This is a genomic window from Rectinema subterraneum (assembly GCA_009768935.1).
Lineage (GTDB): Bacteria > Spirochaetota > Spirochaetia > Treponematales > Rectinemataceae > Rectinema > Rectinema subterraneum.
Genome location: WESA01000040.1, coordinates 1 through 25,705 on the forward strand (window position 1 = coordinate 1; position 25,705 = coordinate 25,705).

24 protein-coding genes, 5 tRNA genes and 1 other RNA gene are annotated in these 25,705 nt (G+C 47.7%); 7 read left to right on the forward strand and 23 right to left on the reverse strand.

Translation table 11 applies throughout. The features are described from left to right. A partial coding sequence (prs, locus tag GAP13_RS09810; RefSeq protein WP_158908147.1) for a ribose-phosphate diphosphokinase occupies positions 1-1,223 on the reverse strand: 1,223 nt, incomplete at its 3' end. A 124-nt stretch (positions 1,224-1,347) separates the two neighbouring features. On the opposite strand from prs, the gene GAP13_RS09815 reads away from it, so the two are divergent. Further along, positions 1,348-2,163, forward strand: a complete 816-nt coding sequence (locus GAP13_RS09815) for an XdhC family protein (protein WP_158908148.1) — start codon at positions 1,348-1,350, stop codon at positions 2,161-2,163. Between the two features lie 94 nt (positions 2,164-2,257). Here GAP13_RS09815 and GAP13_RS13315 read toward each other — a convergent pair whose 3' ends face one another. Continuing rightward, a complete protein-coding gene (locus tag GAP13_RS13315) occupies positions 2,258-2,746 on the reverse strand; it encodes a transposase (protein ID WP_158908149.1) in 489 nt (162 codons plus the stop codon). A gap of 111 nt (positions 2,747-2,857) precedes the next feature. Here GAP13_RS13315 and GAP13_RS09825 point away from each other — a divergent pair, with 111 nt between their 5' ends. The 4 genes from GAP13_RS09825 (at position 2,858) to GAP13_RS09840 (ending at position 8,170) form a co-directional block, all read left to right on the forward strand. Continuing rightward, on the forward strand, positions 2,858-4,807 hold the full coding sequence (locus tag GAP13_RS09825) for an AMP-dependent synthetase/ligase (protein ID WP_241864334.1): 1,950 nt from the start codon (positions 2,858-2,860) through the stop codon (positions 4,805-4,807). A 165-nt stretch (positions 4,808-4,972) separates the two neighbouring features. After that, entirely contained in the window at positions 4,973-6,634 is a 1,662-nt protein-coding gene (locus tag GAP13_RS09830; protein WP_158908150.1) for a M20/M25/M40 family metallo-hydrolase, read from the forward strand. A 21-nt stretch (positions 6,635-6,655) separates the two neighbouring features. Next, positions 6,656-7,381 carry a UMP kinase gene (pyrH, locus tag GAP13_RS09835; protein WP_158908151.1) on the forward strand — a complete coding sequence of 242 codons (726 nt, stop codon included), beginning with the start codon at positions 6,656-6,658 and terminating at the stop codon, positions 7,379-7,381. 474 nt (positions 7,382-7,855) lie between these two features. After that, on the forward strand, positions 7,856-8,170 hold the full coding sequence (locus GAP13_RS09840) for a LiaF domain-containing protein (RefSeq protein ID WP_158908152.1): 315 nt from the start codon (positions 7,856-7,858) through the stop codon (positions 8,168-8,170). Between the two features lie 45 nt (positions 8,171-8,215). Here the strand turns inward: GAP13_RS09840 and GAP13_RS09845 are convergent, their stop codons facing one another. The 14 genes from GAP13_RS09845 to GAP13_RS09910 form a co-directional block, all read right to left on the reverse strand. Further along, on the reverse strand, positions 8,216-9,658 hold the full coding sequence (locus GAP13_RS09845; protein ID WP_158908153.1) for an MGH1-like glycoside hydrolase domain-containing protein: 1,443 nt from the start codon (positions 9,656-9,658) through the stop codon (positions 8,216-8,218). 205 nt (positions 9,659-9,863) lie between these two features. Next, positions 9,864-11,267, reverse strand: a complete 1,404-nt coding sequence (locus GAP13_RS09850; RefSeq protein WP_158908154.1) for a [Fe-Fe] hydrogenase large subunit C-terminal domain-containing protein — start codon at positions 11,265-11,267, stop codon at positions 9,864-9,866. Next, positions 11,268-11,693, reverse strand: a complete 426-nt coding sequence (locus GAP13_RS09855) for an ATP-binding protein (RefSeq protein ID WP_241864335.1) — start codon at positions 11,691-11,693, stop codon at positions 11,268-11,270. Positions 11,694-11,755: 62 nt separating this feature from the next. After that, positions 11,756-12,118 (reverse strand): DRTGG domain-containing protein, encoded by a 363-nt coding sequence (locus GAP13_RS09860; RefSeq protein WP_158908156.1) that lies wholly within the window; start codon positions 12,116-12,118, stop codon positions 11,756-11,758. A gap of 201 nt (positions 12,119-12,319) precedes the next feature. Then, positions 12,320-12,922 (reverse strand): recombination mediator RecR, encoded by a 603-nt coding sequence (gene recR / locus GAP13_RS09865; RefSeq protein ID WP_158908157.1) that lies wholly within the window; start codon positions 12,920-12,922, stop codon positions 12,320-12,322. 30 nt (positions 12,923-12,952) lie between these two features. Continuing rightward, positions 12,953-13,306: a YbaB/EbfC family nucleoid-associated protein gene (locus tag GAP13_RS09870; protein WP_158908158.1), complete on the reverse strand. Its 354-nt coding sequence runs from the start codon at positions 13,304-13,306 to the stop codon at positions 12,953-12,955. Positions 13,307-13,347: 41 nt separating this feature from the next. After that, on the reverse strand, positions 13,348-15,450 hold the full coding sequence (gene dnaX / locus GAP13_RS09875) for a DNA polymerase III subunit gamma/tau (RefSeq protein WP_158908159.1): 2,103 nt from the start codon (positions 15,448-15,450) through the stop codon (positions 13,348-13,350). 49 nt (positions 15,451-15,499) lie between these two features. Beyond that, positions 15,500-15,597, reverse strand: an RNA gene (gene ffs / locus GAP13_RS09880) — signal recognition particle sRNA small type. Positions 15,598-15,617: 20 nt separating this feature from the next. Continuing rightward, a tRNA-Ser gene (locus tag GAP13_RS09885) sits at positions 15,618-15,705 on the reverse strand. A gap of 73 nt (positions 15,706-15,778) precedes the next feature. Further along, a tRNA-Ser gene (locus tag GAP13_RS09890) sits at positions 15,779-15,864 on the reverse strand. A gap of 11 nt (positions 15,865-15,875) precedes the next feature. Then, positions 15,876-15,949: transfer RNA gene (locus tag GAP13_RS09895), tRNA-Arg, on the reverse strand. Between the two features lie 9 nt (positions 15,950-15,958). Further along, positions 15,959-16,046 (reverse strand) — tRNA-Ser (locus tag GAP13_RS09900). 20 nt (positions 16,047-16,066) lie between these two features. Further along, positions 16,067-16,151: transfer RNA gene (locus GAP13_RS09905), tRNA-Ser, on the reverse strand. A gap of 54 nt (positions 16,152-16,205) precedes the next feature. Further along, positions 16,206-17,261, reverse strand: a complete 1,056-nt coding sequence (locus tag GAP13_RS09910; RefSeq protein ID WP_158908160.1) for a radical SAM protein — start codon at positions 17,259-17,261, stop codon at positions 16,206-16,208. An 87-nt stretch (positions 17,262-17,348) separates the two neighbouring features. Between GAP13_RS09910 and GAP13_RS09915 the strand changes: the two genes are divergently transcribed. Continuing rightward, a complete protein-coding gene (locus GAP13_RS09915; RefSeq protein WP_158908161.1) occupies positions 17,349-18,698 on the forward strand; it encodes a type 2 periplasmic-binding domain-containing protein in 1,350 nt (449 codons plus the stop codon). Here GAP13_RS09915 and dusB read toward each other — a convergent pair. From dusB to pyrG, 6 genes are all read right to left on the reverse strand, one after another. Next, positions 18,687-19,676 carry a tRNA dihydrouridine synthase DusB gene (gene dusB / locus GAP13_RS09920; protein ID WP_241864336.1) on the reverse strand — a complete coding sequence of 330 codons (990 nt, stop codon included), beginning with the start codon at positions 19,674-19,676 and terminating at the stop codon, positions 18,687-18,689. The genes GAP13_RS09915 and dusB overlap by 12 nt on opposite strands. Positions 19,677-19,821: 145 nt before the next feature. Next, positions 19,822-20,601: a TatD family hydrolase gene (locus tag GAP13_RS09925; protein WP_158908162.1), complete on the reverse strand. Its 780-nt coding sequence runs from the start codon at positions 20,599-20,601 to the stop codon at positions 19,822-19,824. A 189-nt stretch (positions 20,602-20,790) separates the two neighbouring features. Further along, positions 20,791-21,522 carry an LPS export ABC transporter ATP-binding protein gene (gene lptB / locus GAP13_RS09930; RefSeq protein WP_158908163.1) on the reverse strand — a complete coding sequence of 244 codons (732 nt, stop codon included), beginning with the start codon at positions 21,520-21,522 and terminating at the stop codon, positions 20,791-20,793. Further along, positions 21,519-22,295, reverse strand: a complete 777-nt coding sequence (locus GAP13_RS09935) for an LptA/OstA family protein (RefSeq protein WP_158908164.1) — start codon at positions 22,293-22,295, stop codon at positions 21,519-21,521. Before GAP13_RS09935 ends, lptB begins: the two co-directional genes overlap by 4 nt. Before the next feature lie 19 nt (positions 22,296-22,314). Then, positions 22,315-22,905, reverse strand: coding sequence for an LPS export ABC transporter periplasmic protein LptC (gene lptC, locus GAP13_RS09940; RefSeq protein WP_306769200.1), 591 nt, complete (start codon positions 22,903-22,905; stop codon positions 22,315-22,317). A 20-nt stretch (positions 22,906-22,925) separates the two neighbouring features. Further along, complete coding sequence (gene pyrG / locus GAP13_RS09945; RefSeq protein WP_158908166.1) at positions 22,926-24,533, reverse strand: CTP synthase; 1,608 nt, start codon at positions 24,531-24,533, stop codon at positions 22,926-22,928. A 167-nt stretch (positions 24,534-24,700) separates the two neighbouring features. On the opposite strand from pyrG, the gene rsmG reads away from it, so the two are divergent. Further along, positions 24,701-25,387, forward strand: coding sequence for a 16S rRNA (guanine(527)-N(7))-methyltransferase RsmG (gene rsmG, locus GAP13_RS09950; protein WP_158908167.1), 687 nt, complete (start codon positions 24,701-24,703; stop codon positions 25,385-25,387). Positions 25,388-25,423: 36 nt separating this feature from the next. Here the strand turns inward: rsmG and GAP13_RS09955 are convergent. Then, positions 25,424-25,705: hypothetical protein (locus tag GAP13_RS09955; RefSeq protein WP_503473380.1), on the reverse strand; the 282-nt coding region annotated here is incomplete at its 5' end.

Consider the following 25,705-nt stretch of genomic DNA (forward strand, 5'->3'; position numbering starts at 1 on the left):
TTAATCAAGCGCGCGACAACGTCTCTATTATCCAGAAGAGAGCTCAAGGATCTATTATGATGCAACAAGCTGATTACCTGGGCAAAAAGGCCTGTAACATCGCTTTGGATATACCATTCTTTTTTCAGCAATTCATTATGATAGATGGCATTTGTGCCTATGATTCTGAAGAAAAGTCCTTCTTTGTAGGCAGCATCAAAATCATCGACAGCATTGCCAGAAAAGAGCGGAAGACTGACTGCGCATATTACTTTTGTCGCTCCTAGATCTTTTAAATATCTCATTGCTTTTATAAGAGTTCCGCCAGTACCTATCATATCATCAGCCATAAATACAACTTTATTTGTGACATCGCCAAGCAGACGCACTTCACTGATATTTGAATCTGCAGCATTCTTGCTGACTTTCGAATAGTCCCTCTCTTTATAAAGCAGCGCCAAAGGTTTTTGCAGAGCATTTGCATAGAATTTATTTCGATCGACGGCGCCAGTATCGGGAGCCAGAACGACCATTTCTTCTTTTGCAATATCGACGATGGACATCAGTTTATCGATGATTTGGAAAGAAGCATGAAGGTTTTCCATTCTAAGTCGATCAAAGGCATTCTCGATCTCTTTGGAATGGATGTCGAGGGTTATTATGCGGTTGACGCCCAGGCTTTCAAGCATTTTTCCTATCCGAGCGGCGGTCAGACCTTCTCTTCCTTTTTTCTTGTGCTGTCGAGAATAAGGATAGATTGGAAGCACGAGATTGATTTCTGCGGCACCGGCTTGCATAGCAGCATCTACGGCTACAAAGAGATTAAAAATATGATCATTGACAGAGAGTACTTTATGTACTGTTCCATCATTGAATGAAATAGGCTGATGGTTTTCGATGTCTTGAAAAATATAAATGTTTCTGCCACGGATTGACTCAAGGATTTCGGTTTTAATTTCGCCATTAGCAAAAAAGGTATGCCGAACATTGATTTTGAACTGAGGTGGACGATAGCGATCGGTGTTTCCAGGGAGAAAAAGCATCCCAGTATTGCAGTCATTTGCAAAATTGATTTTTCTTATGACTAGTTCGGGAGTAATATGATAGCGACTGGCAATTGCTTGAGCTTTTCGTGCAAAGCGATGTTTATAGATACCCGATAGCTTTCGAATGACCTGATTCGCAAATGCTTCGGCTCCAGGACAAGCGATAATACCCAAATGGGTAGGATCAGAATAACTCATTCAAGGCCTTCCATAAATGAGAAAGATATAATTGAATATAAAATGTGACTTATCAATTTTTATTATAGCCGAAATACGAAGAAATGCATAGGATCATCAAATAGGCTGAAGAAGGTTTTGGAACATGGTCATTGAAGACAGTTTTTTGAGAATAAAGCAGCAATTGCTGAATGAGGGACGGAGGTTCGCGGTGATAAGCTTGGTCAATACTCAAACCTCTGTCCCCCAGAGAGCTCCTCAAAATGCTCAAAAGCTCATCTTGTGTGAGAATGGCCAAAGTTATGGTTCTTTAGGAGGCAGAGAATTTGAGATGGAGGCGATCGAACAAGCGAAAGCTTGTTTAGCATTGAGGTCTAGCAAATTTGTTTGGATCGAAGAAATACCTCCTCGGATTGACGAATCCTTTCCTGATTCAACGAAGAGAAAAATTGAAGTTTTTATTGAAGTGTATGAACCGCAACCCAAACTGATTATTATTGGAGCAGAAGACATTAGTCTTGCAACTGCAATAATTGCACAAAACCTTGACTTTAAAATCATCATCCTAGATGAACGATCTGAAATCGCAAATAAGAGCAAATTTCCAATGGCGCACTCTATTATTTGTGGGCCGAATCTCGAGCAAGCTCTGTCCCCAATCCTAGACCAATCAAGCTACATAGTAGTTAATTTTCAATTCAATTATGAAAGAGCCGTTCGATATTGTCTGGGAAAGGAATGGGCATATTGCGGGATACTTGGTTCGAAAAAGAAGATTGTTTCTTTGCGAAAGAAGCTGATCGAGGAAGGATTTTCAACGGAACAACTTAATAGAATCAATGCGCCTATTGGTCTTGATATTGGAGCTCAGACACAGTATGAGATTGCGATATCAATAATTGCAGAGATAATCGCAGTCAGGCATAACAAAAAGGCTGTCTTCATGAAATCTGTAATGTGAAAAGATTAGATTTAGGGGAGATTTATCGATAGGTAAACTCTATCGAGATGTGAAGATCAGCATCTGTTTGGCTATTATTGATAATCTCTTTTTACTAGAAAATCGGATGCTTTTCTATTAGGCTAAAATCATTTATAGAAATAAAATATTGTCCACTATATTTATATTCAGATGCGCGTGAGCATAAGCCTGCTTTTATTGGATTATTCGTAATATATTCAAATGTTGAAAGAAATTGCTGCAAGCTGTTTATAATAATGCTCTTGAATCGATCGTACCAAACATGTCCTTTTGTGTTTGCCCATTTATTATAATGAATTGCAAAAACTGAAAGTATCCATTGCATTATTCTTGATAAGGATTCCCCATGTGCTGGCTTTAGTAAGAAGTGGACGTGATTACCCATAATGCAGAAATTCGCAATTTCAAATCGATAAGGATGCTTTTTATTCTTTTTTGCCCTTAAAACGATATTGAGAAAAAGGCGCTTTATTTCTTCATTGTCGAATATGCATTCGCCTCTGTTTATCCTGGCGATTATATGATACCAGGATCCATCTTTCAGTGTTCTCGTTCGTCTCACACTTTAATGACGCATGAATTGGCTTATTCAATTTAAAAATTCAAGAGCTATTTACTCCTATCTTTTCAGATGCAATAATAAACCATCATTTTTTGCTAATAGAAAGGGAATATGATGAAGAGGACAGTTTTGCAAATGTTGAAGGAAGCTGAACAGAAATATCCTGACATCCCCTATGCGCTAAAAAGGACTGATTCTGGCTATATGCCGACGACTTTTAAGGAAGTGCGGCAAAAGGCGCGTCAATTTGCTGCTTGGCTATTGGCAAATGACCTCAAAGCTGGGGACAGAGCTGCAATTATTGCGGAAGGTTCGCCAGAGTGGCTTATCTCAGAACTAGGTGTGCTTTCTGCGGGCATGATCTCTGTCCCTCTTTCTATCAAACTTCTCCCGGATGAAATACCATTCAGAATTCAGCATTCTGAGGCAAAAGTGATTTGTACTACACACAATCAGCTAGAAAAGTTGGCAAATGCTCTCAATTTAGCTGGTCTAAAGAAAATTGATATCGTATATCTTGATGATGATATCGAATGGGGACAGAGCATTTTAAAAAAGCACAAAGTGCGGGATGATTCTTTTATTACATTGCAAAAAGCGCTCTCTGTAGGTTCTGTCTTGCTAAAAGAAAAAAAAGAATATGAAGAACGATTAGATTTAATAGAAAATGAAACAAAAGAGAATGATGTTGTGACGATATCTTATACCTCTGGCACCACAGGCAATCCAAAGGGCATCATGCTTACTCATTTGAATTATTGGTCGAACTGTCATGATGCGGTGGAGCTTTTTGATAATCCTCTTTATTTTCGAACTTTGCTGATTCTCCCTGTCGACCACTCTTTTGCTCACACTGTAGGTCTTTATACAGCAATGCTATGCGGTATTTCTCTATATTTTGTTGATTCACGAGGTGGAGGGATTGCTACTCTAAGAAACATTCCTATAAATCTCAAAGAAAGCAATCCAATCTTTCTGCTTACTGTTCCTTCTCTTTCGGGCAATTTTATGAAGAAAATCATTGCAGCGATTGAGGAAAAGGGCGGTTTTATAGAGAAAATATTCAAGAGCGGAATTAATGCTGGGATTCTATGGCATGGAGATGGTTTTCATACACCACCTTTTCAAGATCGGTTAAAATCATTCTTTCCATATTTTATAGCCAGGTTTCTTGTCTTTAATAAAGTTAAAAAGGCATTGTTTGGAAATTCAATAAGATTCTGTGTTGGAGGCGGAGCTCTGCTGGATATTAAGCAGCAACAGTTCTTTGCAGCTCTGGGTGTGCCTGTATATCAAGGATATGGGCTGACAGAAGCAGCTCCAGTAATCTCGTCAAATTCGCCAAGAATTCATAAATTTGGGACATCTGGGGCTATCGCCCCTTCTGTAAAGTGCAAAATCATGGATGAAATGGGGACGGAGCTTACACCTGGCACCATCGGGCATATCACCATTACTGGTGAAAATGTCATGTTAGGATACTATAAAAATCCTGAAGCAACTGCTGAAGCTCTTCGTGAAGGAAGGCTATGGACAGGCGATTTGGGCTATATTGATGAAGACGGTTTTCTCGTGGTTGTGGGTAGAGAAAAAGCTCTTTTAATTCGTGAAGATGGCGAAAAATACAGCCCAGAGGAAATTGAGGAAGCGATTACAGCATCTACAGAAGTATTTGATCAAATAATGGTCTGGTGTGATCATAAAAAATATACCATCGCATTAGTTACACTTGATGAAAACAAAGTAAAGCATTTGATTCGCAGCAATTCAATCAATACCGCAGAACAGCTTCTAAGTATCCTGACTGATGAGTTTTATCGCTTTAAGACAGACCCCAAAGCGAAAAAAGTTCAGCCAGCATGGATTCCCGCAGTATTTCAGATATTGGAAGAACCATTCAGCGAGCAGAATGGCACTATCAATTCGACAATGAAGTTAGTTAGGCACAAAGCTGCTCAAATTTATCAAGATTTGATTGCTTTTTCATATACTTCGGAGGGTTCCACAACGCTTAATAAGCAAAACCTGGAGAAGATTAGGAAGCACTTCTCATTGAAGTGATAGTCGCATTTTGGGGACGGAGGTTTAGATTGCATTCCCAATCAATCCGTTCTTGCAGATTGATTAGATCTCCTAAACCTCTGTCCCTATAGCTTTCCTATAGCATTCTTCTCCATATCGAAGCACTCCCCTTAGGATTAGGTTTTATGGTAGAGTTCCGGCGATATGAAAAAAAAGATAGAAATAGATGACACTCAAGCTCTTGCAATTAGGTTGGTCAGAGCCCCCAGTGTGACAAACACCTCAGGCGAATCATCTTTCCCGGATGTTCTTATTTCGATTTTAAGAGAGCAGCCATTTTTCAGCTTGCATCCGGAATTAATACATGATGTACCGATTGAAGGTGATAGCAAAGGGCGGAGAAATGTTCTTGCTTTTGCCCCGGGCAAAGGATCTTCATGCGTGGTTCTTGCTGGCCACTATGATGTGGTTGACACGAATGCCTATGGTGTACTTGAGCCTTTTGCTTTCGATCCTGAAGCCCTTTCTAAGCGAATGCTTCAAATGCTTTCCTCAAAAACCAATCTTTCTTCTTCTGAGCTCCTTTTAAAAAAAGATCTGGAAAGCACAGCTTTTATTCCTGGCCGCGGGATGCTCGATATGAAAAGCGGGCTTGCTGCTGGTATCGCTGCTATGGTCCGCTTTTTAAAAAAAGATGATCGCACAGGCAATATTCTTTTTATTGCAGTCCCTGATGAAGAAGGCTCCTCTACAGGCATGAAGGCTGCAAAAAAAATGCTCTCCGATTTTGCCGATGAGCATGCACTTCATTATGAAGCGATTATCAATCTTGATGCTTCTGTAGATTCTGGGGACGGAGCTGAAGGGAAAGCGGTCTTTCTTGGCTCAGTGAGCAAATTGCTTCCTTTTGTTGTATTTGTCGGCAAGCCAGCGCATGCGGGGTCTCCATTTGATGGGTTTAATCCTGTAATTGCTTCAGCAGTCTTCGCAAGAGAAATTGAATGTAATAGCGATAGTATGAATATCAGAGCATTGGTACCAGGAGAAGAACCCCCGCCACCTTCTATTTTATACTACCGAGAAATGCGCAACAGATACGATGTTACAATGCCAGCAGATGTATTCTGCGCTGTCAATATTCTTACTTTTGAGAAAGATCCAGAGAAAGTATTTGATCACTTCAAAACGATAGTTCAGAAAGCGCTTGATAATTCTATTTCTCTCATATACGAAAGAGCTTCAGCATTTTCTCGAAAAAAGAACGAACATGTGACAATGTACAAATTCTCTTCAGAGATAATTGAATTCCATGAATTAGCAAAACGCGCTGAGCGAGTGGTACCAGGCATTTTAGATCGCCTTCAGAGATTTGCTGAAAAGAGCTTCCCTGAAGACAAGGTACAGCAGACTTTCAAAATCGTACATGAACTATTGTCATATGCCCAAATAGAAGGGCCAAGTGCAATCGTTGGTTTTGCTCCGCCATTTTATGCAAAGGCCCAACTTGATTCGGAACGGGATCAAGGTTTTCTCTCGATTATTAAAGATGAGGTTATGAGCTTTAATAGGGATTATGGAGAATCAATCAAGCTCCGTCCCTATTTTCCCGGGATCTCAGATATGAGCTTCCTTGCACCTTCGGTCAGTCGTGAAGCAATCGAATTTGTAAAGAAAGAGTCTGCTGTGCTGCAATCATATCTGGATAAATATCTTGAAAGCCCATTGGATACTCCGGTCATCAATGTTGGGCCTTGGGGAAGGGAATACCATCAAAATGGCGAGAGGGCACATCGTCATTACGCTTTTTCTCTTCTCCCGGAATTATTGTTCAGACTGTGCAATAGGCTTTTTCATGCAAATAACTGATTTCCCGTTATGGAGGCAGCAATGAATATAGTGATATCGCTGGGTGGTTCAATTGTAGCTCCGCAGGAAGGCCCAAGCGGCATTTTTCTTATGCAATTTCGAAATATTCTTTTGTCTTGGCTGAATGGAGACGACAGACGCGCAATTATAGTTGTTGGCGGGGGCGCTGCAGCGCGGAACTGGCAGAAGGCCTATCGGGAATTTCTCTCGAATTTTTCAGAGGTGAATGGGGACAGAGGTTTACGAGATTTTTCTTGCTCCAACGAAGCACTTGATAGAATTGGAATCGCTGCAACAAGGCTCAATGCGCAGCTAGTCAAGGAAGTCTTTGCAGATTGCTGTATTGATCCCATAATCACTGATCCTTCCTCTGGCTTCGAAGCGAATGGGCGCATTCTTGTTGCAGCAGGATGGAAACCAGGATTTTCAACCGATTATGACGCAGTCCTGCTTGCGGAGCGTTTCAGCGCTAAAAAAGTAATCAATCTTTCGAATATTTCTCAGATATATGATTCTGATCCGCGAATAAATCCTGCCGCGAGGCCTCTTTCTCGCATAACGTTCGATTCTCTTATAAAGATGACAGGGGCGGATTGGAATCCTGGAGCAAATGTTCCTTTTGATCCAGTAGCTGCTGCCAGAGCGAGAGAAATAGGGCTTAAAGTAATTTTTGCTTCTGGCACAAATTTGCAAAATTTGTCTGATATTTTATATGAAAAAGCGTTTGTCGGGACAATAATTGAGTGAATTATACAGTACGGTTCTGTGAGGCTATACAGGATTATATCGCGCATGTTTCAAATAGTCGGGCTGGTTCAAATTATCTAAGCCAAGGAGAGGGCAATGAGCAGAGAAAGGAGAGACAGAAGCGCAAGGGAAAGAAACTCCCATGATCAGGGTTTCGCAGACCCCCGCGAAAAAGCGCTTGATCAGCTTACGAACTTGTACGTTAAAGATGCTATTTCCCTCGAGGAGTATGAGCGGCTCGCAGATGAAATGCAAAAAGCTTCTGATCCTCAGAGCGTTTTAAATTCGGTGATTGTCGCTGGTTCTGGCGGCAAATCAGCGCAAGAAGGCAGTAACCGTACTCCATTTGATAGTACAGATAAACCTCTGTCCCTCAATCAAGACATCTCAAGATCAAAGGCCTCTTTTGAACCTCTGTCCCCCAATTCCGCTCTCAATTCTTTTCCCAGGCCTGGAGACTTCTTTCTCTGCATCATGGGGGAACGGAAAGTGAATGGCAGAATGCTTTTGGGGAAGTCAGCTTCGAGCATTACTTTGATGGGCTCGACGGTGATAGATCTCAGGGACATCGAGGTGCCGGCTTCTGGCATGCATATTGAAGTAATTGCGATAATGGGAGAGACGAGGATTATTGTCTCTCCGGACATGCTGGTGCATCTTTCTGTCGTGCCGATTATGGGCGAAGCGATAAGCCGAGCTGACGTTCCTTTTGGAAGCAACAATCAAGGGATTCTGGAAATTGGCGGCGTTGCTCTTATGGGGTCGGTATCTGTGCGCGTAGTCCCATGAGTTCTTCGATGGCGCATCTACGAGACAGATGCCCCGTATGTCAGCTTAAATTTTGTCTATGAGCATCGAGCATTTGCCTGAGGGAATAGGGAGCGTTTTTTTCTTTTTCCCGAGCACATTTATAGTGAAGTAATAAAGTTTTTCGCTTTCCATATGTATCTCCCATCCCCGACCTGACTTGCTGGAAAGAATCGTAATCATATTTCTTTTCAGTGAAAGATTTTCGATGCCCATCACTTCGAGATTGGGTATGATCCAGTCGACAGTTTTGCGCGGCAGAGAAATGTATAAGCCAACAATATTCTCAATGATCAGAGTGACCGTCGAGAGGCCGTTGGAAGGGAAATGGTTCGGAAGAGGCCAATCAGGATGTTCATCCCAAATTGCCTTTCCCTCATTCATAGGCTGATAGGCACTCCAGACGGTGGGGCGGCTATGATGCCGGTTCGATTCATGATCGCTCGCATGCATTGAATCAAGGATATAATACAAATGGCGAATTGCTGAATCTCTTGCGAGTTCGTAGAAGTAATATTTTTCCAGCCCTTTGATCACCATAAAAGTGAGCCACGGGAAAACCGATCCGCGAAAACCCTGGCCTTTTCGATCGAATGCGGGGTGATCAGCAGAAAGAGAGGGGAAGGGATTTTCCGTGCCAAAGCAATGGGGATCTTTGAGCTTTGCGACGAGCTTTTCTGCTCGTTCCTCGTTCGGAATTTCGGCAAGAAGAATCCAGTAGGTGCCAATTGTCTTGGTTTTTACCTGATTCTCATTTTCATCGAGGTCATAATAAAATCCGTCATCGGCGTTCCACATTTTGGAATTGATTCGTGTTTTGATGGAGAAATAATCGCGCTTATAAAGAAATGATGCATCCTTGTCGTTGAGAATATCCCCAAGTGCAGAAAGATAGAGCGCATTCATCGCTATTGCGGCATTGAAATCGATAAAGTATCGAGCATTCTCCCGCGGAGAATTATCCATGCCGGTGGAGGATAATGGTGTCGCAAAAAGGCCATTGGGCATTTTGAAATTTGCTTCAAGCCATTTGTAGTGCTTGCTCAGAGCTGGCATTACTTCTTTTACGCGCTTCTTATTTGCGGTTTTGTGATAGAGATTGAATTCCGCCCAAGCCAGAAGCGGAAGGGTTACACCAAGCGGATTATCAGCGGGCATCACAGCCTGCCCTGTCTCGATATCGTATGCTGTTCGAATAGCGCCATCGGGTTCTTGAAGCGCATACAAGGCATCAAGGCCATTTGATGCTGAGTAAATTCGATTGCTGTAGACAAGAAAGAAGCTGGAAAAGACCTGCTCAAGAAAATCGAGCTTTTTCTTTTCAGGGTAATAGAAAAATTTAATCTTGCCGATTTTTGTCTGGCTGCCTCCATTCGTCCAGCAATCAGCAATCCATGCCCAGGTTCTATCATAAATATCGACGAAGTCTTGATCGTAGAAATGGATATGAGGAAAATCCTTCTTGTTCAAGTATATTACCCTCTTGTTGAATGTTTGATCTCAATCTTGTTCATGAATAGCTGGAATATCTTTCATGATATTACATAAAATTCAAGCATATCGTAAAATACTATACTCATTCCATAGCTGTTTGTCAAATTTGCATAACTTCAGTATAAAGATTCTTATCCTGTCAGGAAGTGAAGAATTTTTTTCACAAAATTTCACCTCGCATTCAAGTCGATAAGCCTTCTGAATGAATGTTCTCCTTTGTGCCTTTGCTATATGGGTGTTCCAGAAGGCGGCAGTCCTCAATCGATGCAAAACCCCGAACAATATCCTCAGCAAGGCAATCACAATCGGGAGCTCCGCATGCCCCACAATCGATACCTGGCAGCTGTGCATGGATTGTATCGATTTTTTCAGCCATTTCAAGAGCTTTCGACAAATCGGCATCGAGGACAAGGACGGGCTTCGGCGATACCTGTTCTGTCCAGATGTATGATGGCAGTTCTTCTTGTTCTGGTAGCTTTGGGGACGGAGGTTTGATTGCTTTCATCGGGGAACTGCTTGCTTCTGCCGCGAGATTGTCCTTTTGACAGCGCTGGCGCATATTCGAGCGCGCGATATGAGGATTTTCGACAGCCATCGGTCCGCCGACACAACCGCCCGGACATGCAAGTGCTTCAATATATTGGATTGATTCAATATTTCCATTTTCTATTGCTTCGAATAGATCGATGACATTCGAAATGCCATCGACGGAAACAGAATCAGGAATCCGCAAAGCATCGAGTTCTCCATCGGAGCGAGCCCAGCCCATTCCTGGTTCGAGATTGTCCATCATGGGAAGAATTGGGCTATGCCCAGAGGAGGCTTGGGGGACAGAGCTTTTGAATCCTTTCTTTGGGGACAGAGGTTTGCGTTCTTCAAGCGCTCGCTTGAGCGGTAGAAAGATATCGCTAAAAGAGATGACCGCATCGATGGAGGATTGAGAATATCCTAAAGGCATGCGGACTGCAGTTACTTTGGCGGTGCAAGGGCTAAGAAAAAAAATGCCGATTTTTCTTGAAATTTCTGAAAGACGTTTTCTTGCTTCGCGCGCAGCAATCTCTGAAGGGGGGAGGATAGGCATGAGATTGGGTATGAGGCTGGGGAATCTTTGCTGGATCAGCCGGACGATGACCGGGCAAGCACTTGATATTCGGGGGGCTGGGCCAGGCTTGGCGAGGATTGAGCGAGTAATTTCTGTAGCAACGATTGCTCCCCAGGCAACATCGAATACCTCGTCGAATCCCATATGGTGGAGCGCAGCAAATATATCTGATTGAGAATATCTTGTGCCAAATTGAGCATAGAGGGACGGAGCTGGGAGAGCGACTTTGAGATCATATCCATCAAGGATGAACAAAGGATCAGAGATTGCCTTTTTTGCGCCTTTTGGGCATCGGCGGATACATTCACCACAATCGATGCATCTGTCTTCAAAAATTTTCGCTTTGCCGTCTCTTACGCGGATAGCTTTGGTAGGGCAGAACTTGATGCATGTTGTGCATCCTACGCACAGATCAGCATCCAGCTGCACCGAATGGAATGTCCGGATATTATTTTCTTGATTTTGTAAGGTTTTATTGTTCACTTATAGTTCTCCTGTCTGGAGTTTGAACCGCATGATGACGGTCGTGCCTCTTCCTGGTTCGCTCTGAATGATAAGCTCATCAGCATTCCGTTTCATGTTGGGCAATCCCATGCCGGCGCCAAATCCCATATTCCGGATTTCTTCCGAAGCCGTCGAAAATCCCTCCTGCATGGCGAGTTCTATATCTGCGATACCTGGGCCTTTATCTGTGAAGCGTGTCGAGATGCAATCTTCGAGAATTTCGACTTCGGCTTTTCCTCCGTCCCCATGAATTGCGACATTCATCTCGGCCTCGTACATCGCGATGGCAATACGCTTAATCAAGGCTACAGGAAGTCCGAGCTGGGTCAAACGGCGCTTCATGTCTGTTGAAGCCTTCCCTGCAGCAGAGAAATCCATCCTTGGAATGATGTATTCAATTAACACAGGTGGCATCCTTATTTTGCCTGTTTGGACGAAAGGCAGAATTTGAATGTTCCGGCGGCATTTTAGCGAGCTTGATATGCAATATCTCCCATTATTCCGGCTTGATATAGCTTGCCGCATGCGATAAACATGCTGTCTTGAGTGCTCATGAGCATAATGCTCTGTTCTTTTGCCATCTGGATCATTTCGCTTGAAGGTTTTTTGCCTCTCACAAAAATAATCAATCGGATATCCATTAATTCTGCCGTCCGGATGACTTGCGGATTGGTCAGCCCTGTGAGCAGCGCGACGCGATCTTTCACAAAAGCAATGACATCGCTCATCATATCCGAACCGCATGCGGTGATAATCTCCAGGTCATCAGCAAGTTCTTGGCATGTTATGACTTCAGCATTGAGCACATGAGCAATCGCAGATGCACGCATTTGGAATCTCCCTCAAGGAAAATCTGATGAGCTATGATATATTTGTTTCAATAATATTATATCATAAAATCCAGACTAGCAAAATGCAGGCTGAATTAGGGCAATGCTGAATAGCTTTGCCGCAGAGACGCCGCTCTTGCTCTCCGTAGCGCAGCCTGGAAAGGCTCCAATGATCTTGCCGAAAAGGCAGCTACCATTGCTTCAGAGCGCTGATCTTCCATGGAACGAACGCGCAAGCGTCAATCGATCTGCGTACTCAAGATCCCCACCGACTGGTATGCCTGTCGCAAGCCTTGTAACTTTCACCGGTTCCTTTTCAAGGAGTTTCTTGAGATAGAGCGCGGTCGTGTCGCCTTCGATGGTGGGGTTTGTTGCGATGATAATTTCCCGAATGGGGACAGAGGTTGAGATTGACGAATGGATTCGCTGGATAAGCTTGCCAATATTGAGTTTGTCTGGCCCGACGCCTTCAAGAGGAGAAAGAAGGCCGCCAAGCACATGGTAAAGTCCTTTATATTCTTTCGATGCTTCGATTGTGATGACATCTTGAGGCTGCTCGACAACACACATAATGCTGCGGTCGCGAGATGCATCTGAGCAGACCTGGCACAGCTCTGATTCTGCATAAGAACCGCATTCAGCGCAGAAATGGATAGTAGAGCGCAGCGTCCTGATGTGATCCGCAAGGGCTTCACTGAACGCAATGTCCGATTTCAGCAGCGAGTAGGCAATTCGAAGCGCGCTTTTTCGCCCTATTCCCGGGAGCCGCGTGAGCAGCGAAACAAGATCCTCGATGGCTTTCATTTTGTATCCTTTGCGAGGCAATCAATCAAATCAAACCTCTGTCCCCGAAAAGTTCCCCGGCAAATTCCCGAAGGGCATGCCCGACCCGAATCCACCAAGCGATCCAGCAAATTCGTTCTGGATTTCTTCCTTTATTTTTTCAGCTGCGTTGTGATGGGCTGCGCGAATCAAGTCCTGCAGGAGGGGAATATCTTTGAATTCGGAAAGCTCAGGCGAAATTTCACATTCGAGCATTTCCATGTTTCCAGAAAGCGTAATTTTAACCATGCCACCGCCTGCTTGTCCTGTCGCGCGAATAGCATTCATTTTTTTCTGCATCTCTTCGGCTTGCGCTTTCAATGCCTGAGGATTTTTCAGCATGTCGAAGATGTTCGATAGGTCCATTTTAACCTCCAGCTTCTATGCTGTTGTGCAATCATAGATGCTTAATCATAGCTTTCTTCTTCTGTATCTGTATCGGGAAATTCTTCTGGCTCTTCTGGAATATCTGGCGGCTCGATGATGGGGACGGAGGCATGAGCAGAGGTTCTGCTTTCAGCGGAAGGCTCGAAGGCAGGTTTGGTTTCTATGACTTTTCCTTTGAACATTTTTCGAACGAGCTCGATTAAGCGGATATCATTTTCGTCGAGACTTGAAGGCGGCGCTGGGTTATTCTGTGGCAGAGATCCTTCATCAGAGCCGTTGAAGGCATCTTCGGCGGATTGAAAGCTGCTGAGGGTGCTTTTCTCTTTGAGCAGGTTCGTTTCTGGAGTCTGATCATGTTGAGGAACTTCATCAGACGAGATTTGAGCGTGTGCATTTCCGGTTTCGGAATCGCGCATAAGAGCGCTTTTCTTTGGCGAATCTTCATCGTGGAGCACTTCCTGAAGTTTTTGAAGGTGTGCTTCGATCGCGCAGGGAGCTCCCATAAGTTGTGCGCCTGTCGATGCAATGAGAGCCGAGAAGCGCGAGATGAGATCAAGCTCCACTTTATTCACAACGGGAATGATAAAACCATTGTGCTTCGGAATCCATTCGCCGGACTTTTCGAGTGCTGAAGCTAAAAAGAGGTTCTCTGCTCTCAGTTTGGCAATAATTCTTTTTCTCAATTCTGAAGGCGAAGACGATACTGAAGAGGCAGGCTCAACCTCTGTCCCCGAGCGCGACGCAGATAGCTGGACCGAGGGCTTCTCCTGGTCTAGTGGGCTACTGTACTGGCTGTTGTTTTTCTGCGCCAGGGTCTCTGGGGGCTGGCTGGGGCGGCTGGTCTGCCGGGCTGATTGAGCACTTTGGGATTCTGGTTGGCGCGAGCGCAGATCCCGAAGAAGCGGGGCTTCTTCAGCGCTGTCATTCTTGCTCGCGCGTTCCTGAAAAGGGAGAGGAAGTCCTTTCTGCGATGATCCCTGCGGCAAAAATGTATGCTTGATAGCTTTGATCGCATCGAATAATTCGGATTGGCTAATATAGGCTGAAATACGGCTGAGTTTGGCAATGGCTAGCTCCAGCTCGAATCGGGGATCGATGGTCTCCTTGAGGTGGCGATAGGTATCCAGAAGCACCGCGATGGCATATTCTGCTCGCTCTTTAGTCAGCACCCCAAGAACATCAGCGTCGAAAGTGCTGCGCGGCGCACACAGAAGGCCTTCCTTTTGTATATCATTATGAATGAGCAGAATAGAGCGGCAATAATCGACAGCATCGGAGAGAAATTGCTCGGGAGACACGCCGCGGATAAGAATTTCGTCGAGAGTTGTGAAAGCTGCTTTAGTATCATTCGCGACAATCGCGCGAAACAGTGCATTGAGGCGATCGAGTCCCACAAGCCCGAGTGTGTCGCGTATGTTTTGCGCAGTAATTTTAGTGCCGGAAAACGAAGCGATTTGGTCGAACAAGGTATATGCATCCCTTACCGAGCCAGCGGCCTCTCGCGCAATCCAGAGGAGTGCCTCTTCTTCTGTCTCTACACCAGTTTCTGCTGCGGCCTGTCGCAGCAGCTCAAGGATGGTTTCCGCCGGCACAAGCCTGAAATTGAACTGCTGGCAGCGGCTCTTGATTGTTGCGGGAACTTTATGCGGCTCTGTCGTTGCAAAAATAAAAACGATATATGGCGGCGGTTCTTCGATTGTTTTGAGTAACGCATTGAAAGCGCTCATTGAGAGCATATGGACTTCGTCGATGATATAGATTTTGTATCGTCCGGAGTTGGGAGCGAACAGCACTTCGTCTTTTATCTGGCGAATGTTATCTACAGAGGTATTTGAAGCGCCGTCGATTTCAATGACATCGAGCGAGGAACCGCTGGAAATTGAAAGGCAGGAAGCACATGTCCCGCAGGGGTGTGGCGTAGGGCCATGTTCGCAGTTGAGTGCTTTTGCAAGAATGCGCGCAGTGCTCGTCTTGCCGCATCCCCGAGGGCCTGAAAAGAGGTACGCGTGCGCGATGCGCCCCTGTTCTAACGATGAAATCAACGTGGCGGCGACAAAATTCTGGCCAGCAAGCTGTTCGAAATTTTGTGGACGCTTTCGTGTAGCGGTTACTTCAAAGGGCATGTAGGAAAAATAGCATGATGGGGGTGAAGGGTAAAGCAGGCAAAGCGCATAAAGCCAGGCGCTCTGCGGCACCGCACCTGCTGCGTACCGTTGCTTCCTTCCGGACCTGGCGGGGTTAGGCAGTGGTTACGAGCACAGTGCCTGGCCTTATGCGCTCAAGCTGCAAGCGGAGAGAGAGGGATTTGAACCCTCGGTACCCTTTAGGGGTACTCACGACTTCCAATCGTGCACCTTCGGCCGCTCGGTCATCTCTCCAGGGGTAGGTTTGTGCCCAACGAAGTGAGCAATCAAGAAGAAACCGGGGCCCCCTGCCCGCAGTTTCACATCGCGGAGAGAGGGGGATTCGAACCCCCGGAACCCAGAGGGTTCAACGGTTTTCGAGACCGCCCGATTCAACCGCTCTCGCATCTCTCCAATAAAAAAAGTGAGGCTAAGAGGATTCGAACCTCCGACCTTCAGATCCGCAATCTGAAGCTCTATCCAGCTGAGCTATAGCCTCACGAAAAACCGGAGAGGGAGGGATTCGAACCCTCGGTACCCTTTAGAGGTACAACTCCTTAGCAGGGAGCCCGATTCGGCCTCTCTCGCACCTCTCCTCAAACCTGATGGCTTATCACGGAGCAGGGGGGATTCGAACCCCCGGTACCTTGCGGTACAGCGGTTTTCAAGACCGTCTCCTTAAACCCCTCGGACACCGCTCCAACCTATGCAAACCATTCGGCGAGAATCGACAATACGAGAAAGCGGGGCAATTGTCAAGGGCTGGTATTAAACCTCTGTCCCTGGCAGGAACTGCGCCGGCGTAATTCATCTTCGACGAGGCGAGCTAGGTGGTGCTTGTCCAGGGGCGCATGAATGTTGATTGCTTCTTCTGGGCGAAAGTCCGCTGATATGCGGATTATCTCTGTCGAAGGAGGCAGGACTTCGAGGCAGTCCGCGAGAAGGCCAGGCAAGCGGGAGGGATGCATTGCAGTAATCTCGCCGCACGGAAAAGCCCGGGCAAAAGCGGATCCCTTTGCGATGCGAAAATCATGGAACTTAACGCCCTCTGTCCCCGTGTTGGCAACAATGCGAGCAGTCTCAAGCATCATCGAATGTGATTCCCCAGGGAGCCCGAGCATGAGATGCACAGCTCGTCGCAGGTGGGCTTTTCCCGCGATTTCCATTGCATCAAGGAATTCTTTGACTCCATGGCCTCTTCGGATAAACAAGAGTGTTTCTTCGTGTGCTGACTGCAGGCCGAGCTCGACCCACACTTCCATTCCCCGCTCTCGATAGGATGCGAGGAGCGCAGCTTTTTCAGAATCGAAACAATCCGGTCGCGTTGAGACGACAAGGCCTTTCAGCGGGCTAGTGCTGGTCAGGAAGCTAGTGCTGGCGGCGTTTTCCCCCTTCTGTGCAAAATTCAGGCCATCTCTTTCCAGGGGCGTGATTCTCTCAAGAGCCATCCAGAATGCATCGATTGCGTTGTCGTAAATCGCAGCAAGGGCTTTTACGGGGGCATTTGTACATGAATATGCTTGGAAGTAGAGGAAAAAGGCGTTGGCGTGATAGCGCCTTCGGGTGAAGACAAGGGCGCGTTCGATTTGTTGAGCTACAGAGGGGACAGAGCTTGCAGCTTTTTGATATGCAGCGATATTCCCGTCTGGTGCGCAGAAACGGCAGCCGCCTTTCAATCTGTCCGGACTTCGGTGCGGACAGGAAAAGCCTGCATCAATGCCGAGTCGCCAGACATGTTCGCCATAGCGTTCTTTCAATCTGTCAGAATGCCAGTTGATGAGCGGCTTGCTGTTTTTCTGGTTTGCTTGCACGGTGCTCAGGATACACTCCTTGTGCTTGCCTTCGCTTACTCAGGAATTATCTCTATGATAGCATGACAGTAAAGGAATATGCGAGGAATGAAAAGAGAGGGTTTTTTTCGAGGCGTGCAGGCTTGCGTTGGTGCGATGGCGCTGTGTGTACTCGTTTTGTTTAATTCGTGCAATCAATCTCCGCAGAGCGCGCTTATCTGGACAGATATTCCTGAACTCGTTGTTGCTGCCCAGCTTTTCAATAGAGAAAATGATCAGTTTGCCGTAGATGTCGAATACAAAGAGAACGCTGCAACCGCGTTGATGAAAACAAACAAACCTCCGTCCCTCATCATTGCAAAATTTCTGCTTTCAAAGCCTGTGATCCGGAAGCTTGACCCGCTCGATGATCTTTTTTCGCGCTATTACGTCGATCCGAATGACATGTACTCCGCATTGCTCGATGCCGGGAAACAGGGGGTCCAGCAGATTCTTCTTCCTGTTTCATTCGATTGCATGGTGCTCGTGGAGCGAAAATCGGACAGTTTGGGAGCGGGGGCGAGCATGCTCGATCTCGATGCAATCCGTGAAGCAGGAGACAAGTTTACCCGCACTGAAAAGGGTGTACTTTCAGCGATGGGTTTTTCGTCTGTATGGAATATGGAGTTTGCAGAGTCATGGCTTCTCGCTCAGGATGCTGGGTTTTCGCCGAATCCGAACTGGAAACAAACCTCTGTCCCCAAATCCGGAGATGCCGAGACATGGCCATTGCTATGGAACAAGGATCGTCTCGAGCAATCTGTCCTGGCATTGAATTCGCTGGATTCAAAGGTAAAAAAGGATGATGCAGATGCCTTTGCATTTTCATATTTCAACAAGCCGGGATATCAGCTTGTGCTTGAGAACAGAGTGCTGTTTTGGCCTATGAAAGCGAGTGATTTTTTCAAACTTCCGTATTCGGCAAAATCCCAGCTTCGGTATCGCTATCCTGCAGCGAATCAAAAGCTGATCTTGACAGAAGGAACACGCTACTTGGGTGTCCCCAAAGGGGCTAAAGGCAAAAAGGCTGCATTTGCGTTTTCAAAATGGCTCCTGACGCCTGCGAATCAAGAGAAAATCTGGAAGGAAATGGAAACGCAGCGCTTGCTTCCTGACCATGTTGGCCCGCTGGATGGCTTTAGCAGCCTAAAACAGACAAATGAAACTGTTCTTTCCAGATATTTCCCTGAGTATGCGCAAAACAAAATTGTTGCGGGAACATTGCGCAGCCCTGTAGCTCTTCCGGATTACTGGGACAGCTTTTCTCGAGATTTTTTTGAGGTATGGCTGAAAACGATGCTCACGAGGGGAGAAGGAACTGAAAGCGATGCGCAGAAAGGCACAATTGGCGAAGACTTTCAGGCATCGTTTGAGCAGTATCTGGGGACAATGCCAGATTGGCTTGCATCAAGCCGCTGATTCTGCAAACAGTTCAAGTAGTCTTTGGAATTCCGCAAAGGTCGAGCAGCGGACTGCCTGAGCGCGTAGTGCAGCTCCTCCCGCAAAGCCTTTCGTATACGCGCAAAAATGCTTCCGGAATTCGACGCATGCTGTTCGTTCGCCAAGGTACTTTACGGCAAGTTCGAGATGGTGAAGGGCTGTCTGCGCTACAACTTTCGGGGACAGAGCTTCATCGATGCGCTGGCCAGCTGCCCGCTGGCAAAGCTCCTGAAAAATGAACGGGTTTCCGATGGCGCCGCGCGCGATCATAACACCGTCGCAGCCCGTATAGGCCCGCATAGCAATCGCATCGTCGGCGCTGAAGACATCTCCGGAACCAAAAATGGGGACAGAGGTTTGCGCAGCGAGCGCTTTGATTGCATCCCAGTCCGCTTTGCCGGAATACCCCTGTGCGCGGGTTCTGCCATGCAGGGTGATCGCGCATGCTCCCGCTTCGATGGCCATCCCTGCAGTCTCCAGGTAATTGATGGATTTCTCGTCCCAACCGGTACGTATTTTGACGGAAATGGGGACAGAGGTTGCGTTGCGCATTGCGCGGACGATCTCGCCGATTCGCTCAGGCGTCTTGAGGAGCGCAGAGCCCGCTCCCGCCTTGATTATTTTTGGCACGGGGCAGCCGCAGTTGAGGTCGATTACTGCAGGCTGAAATGCGGATACAATCTCTGCAGCTTTTGCGAGCGTTGCCGGGTTTGCCCCGAAGAGCTGGATTGCGTAGTGAGTTTCTGCGGAGTCGCGGGCAAGGAGTTCCTTTGTTTTTGCATGGTTTCGCACAAGCGCTTCGGCGCTCACCATTTCGGTATAGCAAAGCGCGGCGCCCATCTCCGCGCAAATCGATCGAAAGGCGACATCAGAATAGCCAGCGACTGGCGCAAGGAAATATGGTGCCGACCATTTCTTCTCATCGAGCAGGAATGGCGGCATCTTTTTTGTGCTCATTCGGGATTGTCCTAGGGCTAGCATCCAAAGGCTCAGGTCCGCCGCAGCAAGCAGCTATTCGCGCTGCGCATCCAAGCTATACCAGCTGCATCCAGCAGCGATCTACACTGACGCAAGCGGCCACATCTGCGGCCGCTGCTATCTGCTATGGATTGAGCCTGAAAAATCTGCACGCATTCTGGTATGTGGTTTCTGCAACCTCTTCCACATCGATGTTGAGGAAATCCGCGAGGAACTGCGCGGTGGATGGCAAGTATTCCGGCATGTTTCTCTTGTTCCGGAATTCGGCAGGCACCATGAACGGCGCTTCGCTCTCGAGAAGAATTCGATCAAGAGGCAAAAACGCGACAGTCTCATGTAAATTGCGCGCATTCCGGTAGGTCAGATTCCCTGCAAACGAGAAATAGACATCAAGCCCAAGGTCGAGGATGTCCGCGGCATAGGCCGCGTTTTCGGAATAGCAATGGAGTACTGCACCGGCTGGCGGAATTCTGTCTCTGAGAATATCGAGCACATCCTGGCCAGCTTCTCTGTTGTGAATGATGACAGGGAGATTGAGCCGCGCGGCGATTTCCAGCTGATCTATAAAGAGCTCGATCTGGCTGCGCTTGTCCCCGAATTTGTGGTAGTAATCGAGCCCGATTTCGCCTATGGCGATGACGCGCGGGAGTCTGGTCGCTTCTTCGATATATCGCTGCCAGTCCTTGCCGGGATTGTTGACCTCGGACGGAGATACACCAACAGCATGGTAGACATGTTCTGCAGGTTTCAGATTTTCATACACCTGCTTGAAGTCCACGAGGCTGTTGCAAATACTGACAATGCGGCTGACTCCGGCAAGCTTCGCCTGCTGGCAAACAAGGAGTTGTTCAATCGGGTCATCGTAAATCAGCCCGATGTGGGCGTGAGTATCAAAATACCTCATGGCTTTTCCGCTATAACGAATGGTGGGCAGCCCATACGGGCTGTCTTAAATGTAACATGCGCCTGGCATGGCGTCAACTATATATTATTTTGTGAGTAATTATCGAAAAAGGCCTGCGGCGCGCCCAGCATTTCTAAGCCTTGCCACACTTAGCAGCTGCCCGAAACGTCGCTGGACTTATAGCGAACCTTACATTTCGAAATCTTGCCCCAAATAGGTTTCGCGCGCAAGGGGGTCGTCGATGATGCTCTGTGGTTCTCCCTGGGCGACGATGACGCCTTTGCTGATTATGTAGGCTCGCGTGGTAATAGCGAGGGCGTCACGGACATTGTGGTCGGTCAGAAGAATGCCGATTCCTTTCGATGAGAGCGACTGAATGAGATGCTTGATCTCGCGAATGGCAATGGGGTCGATACCGGTGAATGGTTCGTCGAGCAGCAAGAATTTGGGTTCGATGGCGAGTGCCCTGGCGATTTCGGTTCTGCGCCGTTCGCCGCCGGAAAGGGTATAGGCAGGCTGTTTCGCGACATGCTGAATGCCGAATTCTTCCATGAGCATGCGGGCTTTTTCGCGGCGCCCCGCCGGAGACAGGCTGCTGCGCGCTTCAAGCACAGCCAGAATATTTTCTTCAACGGTCATGCGTCGAAATATCGAGGCTTCTTGGGGCAGATAGGAAATGCCAAGCATTGCGCGCTTGAACATGGGAAGTCGGTCGATCGGCTTGCGGTCGAAATGCACAGTGCCCGCACTCGGTTTGAGAAAACCTGCAATCATGTAGAACACAGTTGTTTTGCCAGCACCATTCGGACCGAGAAGGCCAATGACTTCGCCTGTCTGCATGGAAAAGCTGACATCAGCGACCGCGAGCTTCCGGCCAAAGGATTTTCGCAGATGCGCCGCTTCAAGAATTGCAATGCTCATTGCGTTGCGGTTTTTTCTTTCGAAGTAATGTTGCCGGAAACTTCGCCGGAAATCTGCAAGTTGGACCAGTCGGAAGAAGCCGTTATGGTGTCGCCTTGCAGTTGCCCTGTTTCGGTTATCGCAACTGCACCGCCATGCAGTCTGATTTCTTCGGTGTCGCGGTTATAGTGCGCATATTCAGCTCGAATCGACATGTCTTCTTTGAGCACGAGCACGGAAACAGCTGCTTCGAAAATTGACTGTTTCTGATCGAATCTTACCCATTCAGCATTGATGACGGTGTTGTTCTTGGTGTCGTTGACAGCTACCTTGCCCTGCGCGATGCCGATTTCGCTGTCCCTCTGGTAGTTGAGCTTCTCTGCGACCAAAGAGAATCCTTTTTCGCTGTCGTTCGCAACGACATTGCCTGAACACACTACATTGACGTAATCTTCTCCGCTGAGCTCGACTCGGTCTGCAGTGATGACGAGGCTGCCGGTGGTAATTTTGACTGATCCGGTAAGGATGGTATTTTCTTTGCCTTTTGCGAGCACACCCTGGACGCTGCGCGCGCTGAATGTGATTGGCTTTTTGCCTTCAGTGGTTTGGCTTGCAGCGGGCTGAGGAGAGCCGGAAGGGGCCGCAGGCTGTGAGGGAGCAGGAGCTTGCTGCGAACTGGCTGGGGCGGTTGGCTGCGCAGATGCTGCGGGCTTCGAGGCTTGTGCAAAACCAGCTTGGAATGCAGTGAATATCATTACAATTATAAGAAGCCAAAAAGGCGCTCTTGTCTTCATGATGCTATAGTACTCCATTTTATTGATAAACGGAACCGGATACTGATTCGCGAATTTCATAGTATTTCTGTTTTACATCGAACAAGAGGCCTCTTCCTGCCATGAATAATTGATTTTTCGCGTTTATGGTCACATCGGAATCGAGCGGTGTTTCAAAGATATCGAGCGCTCGCTTGTAGGCAAGGTGGTCGGTTTTGAAAGAAATATCCCCTTCCGCGCTTTTCAGATGTACATACCCCGAGAATTCGATATCGCCAGAGGATTCATAGAATGTCGCTTTTTCCGCTTCTCCTGAGGCGGAAATAGAGCCGTCATCGGTATTGAAGGCGGTAAATGCAAGATGTTCGATTTCCAGCCGCTGGTCAGGCTCATACCATGTGGCGATCTGAGCGGTGATTCGCATCGAATGCTTGCCATTTCGATATTCATCTCTCGTCAGGTCCGAAAAACGCGCGTCGGGAGCTTCTGCTTGCGCAGATTGAGTAACATCTTCTGCGGGTGGGCTGCAGGCCAAAAGAACTGACATACAAAGAGAAAGCAAGCATAGAGCACAGAATGCGCGGGCATTGCTACGCGCGAAAGTTTTCCATGCTCTGGCATTACCTGCCATGTATCCAGCTCCTTGCCAGCCTATGCTCCGGCATGGCTCAGGGCAGCCCGGATAAATTCCTTGAACAAAGGGTGCGGCGAAGTTGGGCGGGACTTGAATTCAGGGTGGAATTGTACGCCGACTGACCATGGGTGTTCGGGCCATTCGCATGCTTCGACAAGCTCGCCATTGGGGGTAGTCGCGCTGATTGTCAGGTTGTGCGCTTCGAGTTCCTGGCGGATATCGTTGTTCACTTCGTAGCGATGGCGGTGACGCTCGCTGATCTGCTCTGTACCGTAAGCAGCTCTGATAAATGAGCCAGCCTTTGTAACCGCTTCGTAGGCGCCGAGGCGCATGGTTCCGCCGTAATTCTTGATTCTTGTTTGTTCTTCGAGGAGGCAGACGACAGGGTGTGGAGTAGCCTTGTTGAACTCGGTTGAATGGGCATCCTGCCAGCCAATTACCGAGCGCGCATATTCGATGACCATAATCTGCATGCCAAGGCAAATGCCAAGGTAGGGGATTTTATTTTCTCTGGCATAGCGGGCTGCGCGAATCATGCCTTCGATGCCGCGTTCGCCGAAACCGCCCGGCACGAGGATGCCGTGGATGCCTTTGAATATGGCTTCAAGGTCGGCATTCGAATCTTCGAGGCGCGATGAATCGACTTTTTCGATTTCGAGGCCCGCATTGTGCGCGATACCGCCGTGGCAGAGCGCTTCCCATATCGACTTGTAGGAATCGTGCAGGTCCATGTACTTGCCCACTACCGCGATTTTTACTTTGCGGGACGGCTTGGTGACGGCCTGAACGACAGCCTGCCATTTGCCGAGCTCGGCATGGCGGCTTTCGACATTCATTTTGCGCAAGAGGAAGGTGTCGAGCTTCTGGTTATAAAAGGCGAGAGGCACTTCGTAGATCGTGGGCGCATCGTAGCCACTGATAACGCCTTCTTCCTCAACATTGGTGAAGAGCGAAATCTTGCGCCGCACATCATCGCTCAATGGCTTGGCTGAACGCAGGATGAGCGCATCAGGCTGGATTCCGACTTCCTGCAATTCCTTGACAGCGTGCTGGGTCGGCTTTGTCTTGATTTCGCCGCCTGAGACCGCCGGAACCAGGGTTACATGAATGGAGACGGCATTCTGTTTGCCATATTCATGGATGAGCTGGCGGCAGGCTTCCAGAAAGGGGACAGACTCGATGTCGCCGACAGTGCCGCCAATTTCGACGATCGTCATATCGACTTCGGGGTTGCTGGCTACCGCTAGGATGCGCTGCTTTATTTCGTTGGTGATGTGCGGGACGACTTGTACAGTGCGGCCGAGGTATTCGCCAGCGCGTTCTTTTTCGATAACTGCTTTATAGACCTGGCCGGTGGTGATGGAATTAGCTCTGCTGAGCTTTGCGGTGGTGAACCGCCCATAATTTCCGAGGTCAAGGTCGGTTTCGGCTCCATCGTCGGTGACATACACTTCGCCGTGCTGATAGGGGCTCATTGTGCCTGCATCGACATTGAGGTAGGGGTCGATTTTTACCATCTGCACGGAGAATCCACGCGCTTCCATGAGAGCACCGATAGAGGACGCGGCGATTCCCTTTCCCAGAGAAGAGCACACGCCTCCGGTTACGAATAATAGCTTTCTCATGGATCTTCAGTATCCCAAATAGTTGCATGGGCTGTCAATCCTTCGCCAAGCTCGGGCAGCGTGCCGGAGCGCCGCGCGTTTTGCTTTCATTGCAATTGCAAGCTTCTGCTATTGTTAATTCTCGCATTGACATACATGTTGTTTATCTGGTGATATAGTATAGAACGATGAATCATGAACCGTTGCTCGCGCGAGGACTTGCAGCCCTCGATTTCGATATCTCAAGTGGAATTCTCGATAAACTGATACAATATCTCGATGAAATCGAGCGATGGAATCCCTTGTATGGGCTGGTGAGCGCTGAAGGCGAAGATCTTGTCATCAAGCATGTGCTCGATAGCCTGAGCCCGTGGCGGGTGCTCGCTGAGTTGCTTGCCAGCCTCGACAGCAGTATTGCACGGAACGGCATGGCAACAGTGATCGATATTGGCACAGGAGCGGGCTTTCCTGGCATTCCTCTTGCGATTGCGTTTCCGGAGCGGCCTTTCGTTCTGATCGAGCGGCTCGAAAAACGCGTTCGTTTTCTGGAGAGTGCGATAACGCTGCTGGGCCTGAGTAATGTCGAAATTCGCCAGGGCACGGCGGAAAACGAGCAGGAAGCTTTTCAATGCGTAGTATTCCGTGCGCTTCGTCCATTCGGCGACAAGAAATTATTTAGATCAATCTGGAAAAAAATCCAGCCGGGCGGCGCTCTCTTTGCGTACAAGGGCCGTCTGATGCATGCCAGGCTCGAGCTGGCTGAGCTTTCCGAAGATGCGGTGCTGGGAAATCTGGCAGCGCGCGCGCAAATTGTGTCTGTATGGGTGCCGTTTCTAGAAGAAGAACGCTGTGTGGTCATTGCAAGAAAAGCATAGTGTTACGAACCTTGCAGAAGGCAGGTAGGAGAAAACTCACGCAAGCGCATAGCGAGGCAGATACTCCGCAGACGTCTTGAGAGGGGTCGAGAATGCGCGCTTCCAGAGCTTCTGATCCAGTAGATCGAGCGAGAGCCTACTTACAAATGCCCGTTCACGGAACATCCATGCGCGCCCCGTGGCCACGAGCTCGCGAGGTATGCCTGCAGCTTCTGCATGGGTCATACGCGCCTTTCGGTTTGCTTTGATCCGGAAGGGCTTTGCGTAGTTGTGCCAGGCCATGTAGACGCAGAAGCGATTGAGCATATTGGCGACATT

Coding starts and splice junctions, on each gene's coding strand:
- pyrH (WP_158908151.1), top strand. CDS start 6,656: ATGAATATAGTGATATCGCTGGGTGGTTCAATTGTAGCTCCGCAGGAA.
- GAP13_RS09860 (WP_158908156.1), bottom strand. CDS start 12,118: ATGCGTGCATCTGCGATTGCTCATGTGCTCAATGCTGAAGTCATAACA.
- lptB (WP_158908163.1), bottom strand. CDS start 21,522: ATGAGCATTGCAATTCTTGAAGCGGCGCATCTGCGAAAATCCTTTGGC.
- recR (WP_158908157.1), bottom strand. CDS start 12,922: ATGAAAGCCATCGAGGATCTTGTTTCGCTGCTCACGCGGCTCCCGGGA.
- GAP13_RS09815 (WP_158908148.1), top strand. CDS start 1,348: ATGGTCATTGAAGACAGTTTTTTGAGAATAAAGCAGCAATTGCTGAAT.
- GAP13_RS09830 (WP_158908150.1), top strand. CDS start 4,973: ATGAAAAAAAAGATAGAAATAGATGACACTCAAGCTCTTGCAATTAGG.
- lptC (WP_306769200.1), bottom strand. CDS start 22,905: ATGGCAGGTAATGCCAGAGCATGGAAAACTTTCGCGCGTAGCAATGCC.
- GAP13_RS09870 (WP_158908158.1), bottom strand. CDS start 13,306: ATGGACCTATCGAACATCTTCGACATGCTGAAAAATCCTCAGGCATTG.
- dusB (WP_241864336.1), bottom strand. CDS start 19,676: ATGAGCACAAAAAAGATGCCGCCATTCCTGCTCGATGAGAAGAAATGG.
- rsmG (WP_158908167.1), top strand. CDS start 24,701: ATGAATCATGAACCGTTGCTCGCGCGAGGACTTGCAGCCCTCGATTTC.
- GAP13_RS09840 (WP_158908152.1), top strand. CDS start 7,856: ATGGGGGAACGGAAAGTGAATGGCAGAATGCTTTTGGGGAAGTCAGCT.
- GAP13_RS09935 (WP_158908164.1), bottom strand. CDS start 22,295: ATGAAGACAAGAGCGCCTTTTTGGCTTCTTATAATTGTAATGATATTC.
- GAP13_RS09825 (WP_241864334.1), top strand. CDS start 2,858: ATGATGAAGAGGACAGTTTTGCAAATGTTGAAGGAAGCTGAACAGAAA.
- GAP13_RS09925 (WP_158908162.1), bottom strand. CDS start 20,601: ATGAGGTATTTTGATACTCACGCCCACATCGGGCTGATTTACGATGAC.
- GAP13_RS09915 (WP_158908161.1), top strand. CDS start 17,349: ATGAAAAGAGAGGGTTTTTTTCGAGGCGTGCAGGCTTGCGTTGGTGCG.
- pyrG (WP_158908166.1), bottom strand. CDS start 24,533: ATGAGAAAGCTATTATTCGTAACCGGAGGCGTGTGCTCTTCTCTGGGA.
- dnaX (WP_158908159.1), bottom strand. CDS start 15,450: ATGCCCTTTGAAGTAACCGCTACACGAAAGCGTCCACAAAATTTCGAA.